6 protein-coding genes are annotated in these 7668 nt (G+C 51.9%); 4 read left to right on the plus strand and 2 right to left on the minus strand.

Annotation, left to right across the window (positions count from 1 at the left end; all coding sequences use genetic code 11):
• Window positions 1-282 precede the first annotated feature (282 nt).
• Window positions 283-1242: a DMT family transporter gene (locus P0Y67_RS21935; protein WP_342393590.1), complete on the plus strand. Its 960-nt coding sequence runs from the start codon at window positions 283-285 to the stop codon at window positions 1240-1242.
• Between the two features lie 90 nt (window positions 1243-1332).
• Here P0Y67_RS21935 and P0Y67_RS21940 read toward each other — a convergent pair whose 3' ends face one another.
• A complete protein-coding gene (locus tag P0Y67_RS21940) occupies window positions 1333-1773 on the minus strand; it encodes a GlcG/HbpS family heme-binding protein (RefSeq protein ID WP_342393586.1) in 441 nt (146 codons plus the stop codon).
• 190 nt (window positions 1774-1963) lie between these two features.
• Window positions 1964-3484, minus strand: a complete 1521-nt coding sequence (gene aceB, locus P0Y67_RS21945; RefSeq protein ID WP_446728868.1) for a malate synthase A — start codon at window positions 3482-3484, stop codon at window positions 1964-1966.
• Window positions 3485-3874: 390 nt separating this feature from the next.
• Here aceB and gcl point away from each other — a divergent pair, with 390 nt between their 5' ends.
• The 3 genes from gcl to P0Y67_RS21960 are packed head-to-tail and all read left to right on the plus strand — an operon-like array spanning window position 3875 to window position 7360.
• On the plus strand, window positions 3875-5650 hold the full coding sequence (gene gcl / locus P0Y67_RS21950; RefSeq protein ID WP_342393587.1) for a glyoxylate carboligase: 1776 nt from the start codon (window positions 3875-3877) through the stop codon (window positions 5648-5650).
• A 29-nt stretch (window positions 5651-5679) separates the two neighbouring features.
• The gene (gene hyi / locus P0Y67_RS21955) at window positions 5680-6462 is read left to right on the plus strand and encodes a hydroxypyruvate isomerase (protein WP_342393588.1); all 783 of its coding nucleotides are present in this window, start codon (window positions 5680-5682) and stop codon (window positions 6460-6462) included.
• Window positions 6463-6472: 10 nt separating this feature from the next.
• Window positions 6473-7360, plus strand: a complete 888-nt coding sequence (locus P0Y67_RS21960; protein WP_342393589.1) for a 2-hydroxy-3-oxopropionate reductase — start codon at window positions 6473-6475, stop codon at window positions 7358-7360.
• The last annotated feature ends 308 nt before the right edge of the window (window positions 7361-7668 follow it).

The raw sequence follows: 7668 nt of genomic DNA on the forward strand, positions 1-7668 counted from the left end.
CCCGTGAATATCGGCTACGACAAAGAAGGGGATTGTGCACATACCTGGATACGTGTTCACCGGGTAGGGTAATTGTTCGTTTTTGCAAGAATGGCCGTCACTGAAACTGATGGCCATTTTTATGCCTGACGCTCGATCTCTCCGCTTCACCAGCATGAAAAAACAATCCCGCCAGCTCCCTATAGAAAGCATTGCCTGAATGGCGGTTTAGTGTTGATATGGTTGTCATCGTGTGACTTACACGAGTGTAATTGTCTGTTGTGGCACTAAAAAGGAGCGTTTCTGTTGAATCCGAACCATAAAGCAAGCGCGATTCTGGTGCTGACGACTATGCTCGCGGCCATCGGGTGGATTTTCTCTAAGGAAACACTGCAGGGCTTGCCGCCTTTTCTGTTTATTGGCATGCGATTTCTGCTCGCTTCACTGTGTCTGCTGCCGTTTTGTTATGCGGCGTTAAGGCGCACTACGCTCAAAACAATCAGTTTTGCTGCCTTGGTGGGCGTGCTGCTGGGGGTAGCCATGATGTGTTGGATTCATGCCATGTCCAATACGGAAGCCTTAGCGGAAGGGGCATTTATTGCCAGCCTGTCGATGCTGTTTGTGCCGGTTGTCGCCTGGGTACTTTTCAGGCAGAAACCGCCGCGGTCATTTTGGATTTCTATGCCGGTCGCGGTGGCTGGCATGGCGCTGTTATCGCTGTCCGGCGGCTGGCAGCAATCTGACAGCCAGATCTGGTTTGCCGCCTGTGCCTTTATGCTGGCGATACACTTTAACGTGAACAGCCGGTTCGCCCAGCAGATCCCGATACTGTTACTGGCCTGCATTCAGTTATTTGTCACCGGCTTGCTGTCGTTGACTATGTCATTGACTGTTGAGCAGATACCTGCGCAAGTGCCGGCGTCTGTCTGGGGCTGGTTCGCCCTCAGTACCCTGCTGGCCACCAGTTTACGTTACGTGTTGCAAACGGTAGGGCAAAAACAGATCACGGCATCGAATGCGGCATTGATCATGTTGCTGGAACCTGTGTGGACAGCGACGCTCAGCGTGCTGTGGTATGACGAAGTATTCACTTTGAATAAAGCGCTGGGATGTTTGCTGATTTTGTCGTCTCTGGTGTTGTACCGTGTGGGATCCCGGCCATTTCGGGCAGCGCGGCGGGTAGCCCGCATTGAGCGCGGCCCTGATTCTTTTATCGATGCTTCAGCTGAAACGCAGGCATGCACTAAGAAGAGTGACGAGTAACAGCAGCCATTAGTAACGGGCATGACTCGTCCTGAACAGTAAAAGGGCCATCAATGATGGCCCTTTGCATAGCGAACGGGGTATCTGTGATTACTCCACGACTTCCACTTCGTCCGCTACCAGGTTTGCCGCTTTGATGCCGGCGATGGCACACAGCTCATCCAGTTCGGATAAATCACCGCTGATGCCAACCGCACCCAGCAGGCAGCTGTTGCTGCCGCGGATCAGTACGCCACCCGGTACCGGCAGCAGGTTGCCTTCGGCCAGCACATTGACTGCCGACATGAACGCCGGACGCTGCTGGGCATCAATGGCGAGTTTACGGGAAGAGCAGCCCAGCGCCAGGGCTCCCCAGGCTTTGGCGATGGCAATTTCAGGGCGGAGCATACTGGAGCCGTCCTGACGTTGCAGAGAAATAAGTTTACCGCCGCTGTCAAGAACAGCCACAGTGAGAGGTGCAGCACCTTTGGTCAGGGCAGTGCTGAATGCGCCCTTGGTAATTACCAGTGCCTCGTCCAGTGTTAAGCTCATAGTGATCCCTCCGATCAAGAATTAATTGACTAACTTTTTGAGCGGCAGCCGGTTAGCCGACTGCCGGGTATGTTGTTTATGTGCCACCAATCCATGCTCGGTGAGCGGCTTTACTCCGAAAATGTCATGCATACATGATGACCGGGAGTAAACGTCTCTACCGCTCTGGGAAATCCCCCTGAGCAGACAATCAGCCTACCAACAGCGGGTAGCTTGGCAATGTCAGGAATGGTGCAAATTCGTCTGATGTCGACAGTTCATCAAACAGTTTGGCCGCATCGTCAAAGCGACGATTCTGGCTGTTATCCGTCTGTTCAAGCTTGAGGCTGTCCACTTCCTGTTGCAGCCAGTGGCGGAACAGCTCTGTGGTAAATAACTGACCATCGTCCAGCGTGACGCCGTGGTGTATCCACTGCCAGATATTGGCGCGCGAGATTTCAGCGGTTGCCGCATCTTCCATCAGACCATGGATTGGCACGCAGCCAAGCCCGCGGATCCAGGCTTCGATATACAGCAAAGCGATACGCACATTCTTGCGAACACCGGCTTCATTACGGTGACCTTCACAAGGTGCCAGCAGATCGGCAGCTGTGATGTCGTTGGCGGCCGATGGCAGATAATCAAGCTGGTTTGGCTTACCGCCAAGGCGCTGGTTAAACACTGTCATTGCGGTATCAACCAGACCAGGGTGGGCGACCCAGGTACCATCGTGGCCATTGCTGGATTCACGCTCTTTGTCTTCGATGACTTTTTCCAGAACCTGCTTCATTTCTTCAGGATCTTTACTTGGAATAAAGGCAGACATACCGCCCATTGCCAGCGCGCCACGCTGGTGGCAGGTTGCAATCAGCAGCTGGCTGTATGCCGTCAGGAAAGGCTGCGCCATGGTCACATCGTGACGGTCAGGCAGAATGCGGTCTTTATGCTGCTTGAGGGTTTTGATGTAACTGAAGATGTAATCCCAGCGGCCGCAGTTCATGGCAACGATGTAATCGCGCATGGCGTACAGGATTTCATCCATTTCAAAAACGGCGGGCAGGGTTTCGATCAGCACGGTCGCTTTGATGGTGCCTGTCTGAGTACCGAAGTAGTTCTCGGTGAAACGGAACACATCGGCCCACCACTGGCCTTCTTCCATCGACTCCAGCTTTGGCAGGTAATAGTACACACCTAAGCCTTTGTCAGTCCGGGTCTGGTAGTTATGGAAGAAATACAAGCCGAAATCCATCAGGCAGCCAGGGATAGATTTGCCCTGATACTGAATGTGCCGCTCAGGCAGATGCAGGCCACGAGGACGCGCAATCAGCAGGGCCGGATCATCATTCAGGACATATTCTTTCTGACGCTTGTCGTCGAAATAGCGCATCTCGCCCAGGTTGGCATCACGCAGGTTGATCTGGCCTTGTACCATGTTGTCCCAGCTCGGCGCAGTGGCATCCTCGAAACAACACATAAAGACTTTCGCGCCTGAGTTCAGCGCATTGATCACCATCTTGCGATCAACCGGACCCGTAATTTCCACCCGGCGATCCTGAAGCGGAGCAGGGATATCAGCAATTCGCCAGCTTTTATCATTTCTGATGTCTGCTGTGTCGGCTCTGAAGCCAGGCAGTTTGCCATTGTCGAATTCACGCTGACGTGTTTCACGGCGGGCAAGCAGATCGTCCAGACGGCCTGAAAACTGACTGACAAGTGCAGTCAGAAACGCCATGGCATCGTCGTTCAGGATAGCCTGATAGTCGGGTGACAGTGAACCAACGGCGAGCTGTAGGGAATCGGCTTGTGCCTCTTGATGTTGTTGGGTATCCAATTGCGTCTCCTTAGAACAAACGGTCTATCGTTTTGTATACATTTTATAATTTTCCTATTATCTATAACCTATATGGGCGTATCAGGTAAAGTGGTTTTTATCACTATGTAAATCTGATGTTGTTTTTATGTATCGCTATTTTTTGATGTAAATTACTGTTATTTAAGTAAATAGTGAGCTATCGGCATATTAAGTTTGTTTTAAATCGTAACAGCCCCCTTGCTAAGATCAATTATGTATGTCTAGAATACAATCATACACAACATTGTATACAATTATGCAGGAGGCAGTATGGCGAAGATGAAGGCAATTGAAGCCGCCGTTGAAGTTTTGAAAAAAGAAGGCGTTATTCAGGCATTTGGTGTACCAGGTGCAGCGATTAACCCAATGTATGCTGCACTGAAAAAACTGGGTGGCATTGATCATATTCTGGCTCGACATGTGGAAGGTGCTTCTCACATGGCTGAAGGTTACACGCGTACTAATACCGGAAATATCGGTGTTTGTATCGGTACTTCAGGCCCGGCGGGTACAGATATGATCACAGGATTGTATTCAGCAGCTGCTGACTCCATTCCAATTCTGTGTATCACCGGCCAGGCCCCGCGTGCTCGTCTGCACAAGGAAGATTTCCAGGCGGTTGATATCGAGAGTATCGCTAAACCCGTTGCTAAGTGGGCAACCACAGTACTGGAGCCAGCTCAGGTGCCACGCGCATTCCAGCAGGCTTTCCATCTGATGCGCTCAGGCCGTCCGGGTCCGGTATTGATTGACCTGCCTATTGATGTTCAGCTGGCTGAGATCGAATTTGATATCGACAGCTATGAACCTCTGGAAGCGTACAAGCCAACAGCCAGCCGTGCTCAGATTGAAAAAGCATTAACCATGCTGAACCAATCCGAGAAACCACTGATTGTTGCGGGTGGCGGTGTGATTAATGCCGGCGCGTCAGACTTGCTGCAGCAGTTCGCTGAAATCACCGGCGTACCAGTGATTCCAACGCTGATGGGCTGGGGTTCACTTCCGGACAACCACGAATTGATGGTAGGTATGGTGGGTCTGCAGACAGCACACCGTTACGGTAACGCCAACATGCTGGCTTCCGACTTCGTATTTGGTGTTGGTAACCGTTGGGCAAACCGTCACACAGGTTCTGTCGATGTGTACACCAAAGGTCGTAAGTTTGTTCACATTGATATCGAACCGACTCAGATTGGCCGCGTATTCTGCCCGGATTTGGGTATCGTATCGGATGCAAAAGCGGCACTGGAACTGATTGTTGAGGTTGCCCGCGACATGAAAGCCGCTGGTAAGCTGGCCGACCGCAGCGCCTGGGTTTCTGAATGTCAGCAGCGTAAAGCCACCATGCTGCGTAAGACGCACTACACTGAAACGCCAGTGAAACCCATGCGTGTTTACGAAGAAATGAACAAAGTATTTGGCGAAGAGACCTGCTACGTGAGCACCATTGGTCTGTCTCAGATTGCCGCTGCTCAGTTCCTGCATGTGTACAAGCCAAACCACTGGATTAACTGTGGTCAGGCCGGTCCTCTGGGCTGGACAATTCCGGCCGCGCTGGGTGTGCGTGCAGCGGATCCGCAGCGTCCGGTTGTGGCACTGTCTGGTGACTATGACTTCCAGTTCATGATCGAAGAGCTGGCTGCGGGTGCGCAGTTTAACCTGCCGTATATCCACGTACTGGTGAATAACTCTTACCTGGGTCTGATCCGTCAGGCACAGCGTCAGTTTGACATTGATTACTGTGTACAGCTGGCGTTCGAGAACCAGAATGCGCCGGAGCTGAACGGTTATGGTGTTGACCACGTTGCTGTGGTTGAAGGTCTGGGCTGTAAAGCCATTCGCGTAACGGATCCTGAGAAGATCGCCGATGCCTTACGTGAAGCGCAGGTTCTGATGAACAAGCACAAAGTACCCGTTGTGGTTGAAGTGATTCTGGAGCGGGTGACGAACATCGCGATGGGCGTTGAGATTGACGGCATCAACGAGTTCGAAGCACTGACAGAAGATCAGGCTGATGCGCCGACGGCCATCACCTTCAACCAATAATATTCCACGAATAGCAAAAGGAATGTGACATGCCGAAATTAGCAGCAAACTTATCCATGCTCTTTACGGAAGTACCTTTCATGGATCGTTTTGAGGCTGCCGCACAGGCGGGCTTTCGCGGGGTGGAATACTTATTCCCGTATGCGTTTGAAAGCGATGCTATCAAAGCCAAGCTGGATGAGAATGGTCTGACTCAGGTACTGTTCAATCTGCCTGCTGGCGACTGGGATGCTGGCGACCGCGGTATCGCGGTCGACCCTAAGCGTGTTGAAGAGTTTCGTGCCGGTGTACCGGAAGCCATCCGCTATGCCAAAGCGCTGAACTGTACGCAAGTGAACTGTCTGGCAGGGATTGTACCTGCCGGCGTCACCCCGGGTCAGGCGGAAGCAACATTTGTTGATAACTTGCGCTTTGCCGCGGCAGAGCTGAAAAAAGCGGGTATCAACCTGATCATCGAAGCGATCAACACCCGTGATATTCCAGGGTTCTTCCTCAATACCACTCAGCAAGGTCTGGATATTATTGAGAAAGTCGGCAGTGACAATCTGGAGCTGCAATACGACATCTACCACATGCAAATCATGGAAGGTGATCTGGCAACGACCCTGAGTCGTGAACTGGGCCAAATTCGCCACGTGCAGCTGGCTGACAATCCAGGCCGTCACGAACCGGGCACCGGTGAGATCAATTACCACTTCATGTTCAGGCATCTGGATGAAATTGGCTATGAAGGCTGGGTCGGCTGTGAGTACAAACCGCAGACCACCACCGCAGAAGGCCTTGGCTGGCTGAAAGAATTTAATCAAATCTAAGGAGAGGATAATGACGACTATCGCATTTATCGGTACAGGCATCATGGGTAAACCAATGGCCGAGAACCTGCAGAAAGCTGGACACCAACTGGTCTTTTCCGACCATTACAATCCAGCGCCGGCAGATTTGGTTGCTAACGGTGCTCAGGTTGTCCATTCGGCGAAAGCCGCCGCGGAACTGGCCGAATACATCATCCTGATGGTGCCAAATACCCCTCAGGTTGAAGAAGTGCTGTTCGCTGAAAACGGTGTGGCTGAAGTACTGAAAGCGGGTAAAACCGTGATCGATATGAGTTCAATCTCGCCTATCGAGACCAAAACAATTGCAGCTCGAGTGAAAGAAACCGGTGCGGAATACCTGGATGCGCCTGTCTCTGGTGGTGAAGTGGGTGCGATTAATGCTGCGCTGACCATCATGGTGGGCGGCAGCGAAGAAGCCTACGCGAAAGCACTGCCACTGTTTGAAGTCATGGGTAAGAATATCAACCTGGTCGGTGATAACGGTGCAGGCCAGATCTGTAAAGTGGCGAACCAGATCATCGTTGCGCTGAACATTGAAGCGGTTGCTGAAGCGCTGGTATTCGCGTCGAAAGCCGGTGCCGATCCAGCCCGTGTTCGTGAAGCGCTGATGGGTGGCTTTGCCAACTCTAAAGTGCTGGAAGTCCACGGTGAGCGTATGGTGAAAGGCTCCTTTGATCCGGGTTTCCGCATTCAGTTGCATCAGAAAGACCTGAATCTGGCGCTGTCCGGCGCTGAAGCATTGGGCATGTCTTTGCCAAATACCCAGTCTGCTCAGAATCTGTTTGACGCCTGTGTGAAACTGGGCGGCGAAGGCTGGGATCACTCAGCATTGATTCGTGCGATTGAAGAGCTGGCTAATCACAGCATCCGTCAGTAATCTGATGAAAAGGCGGCATCATTGATGTCGTCCCAGGTATACAGCTGGAAAGCAGCTGTATCCTGAATAATTATTGTCACATAACAATTTTTAGTCTCCTTTGGTTATGTGGTCCCGAAACCGCGGGTTGGATATTAGGGCTGGCTGCTTGTCAGAGGTGGCTTAGCCGGCCCTACCAGTTCGATAAACAATGTGGGTGACAGTGACGGTTTCGGGTTTTTTCCCCTGTTGCTTGCCGTAACTGGGAGCTAACTTGACGTGGAGCGCAACATGCAAATGGAAACGCATGCATTTTTGACTGCACTGTC

The sequence above is a fragment of the Photobacterium sp. SP02 genome, from assembly GCF_038519165.1.
Lineage (GTDB): Bacteria > Pseudomonadota > Gammaproteobacteria > Enterobacterales > Vibrionaceae > Photobacterium > Photobacterium halotolerans.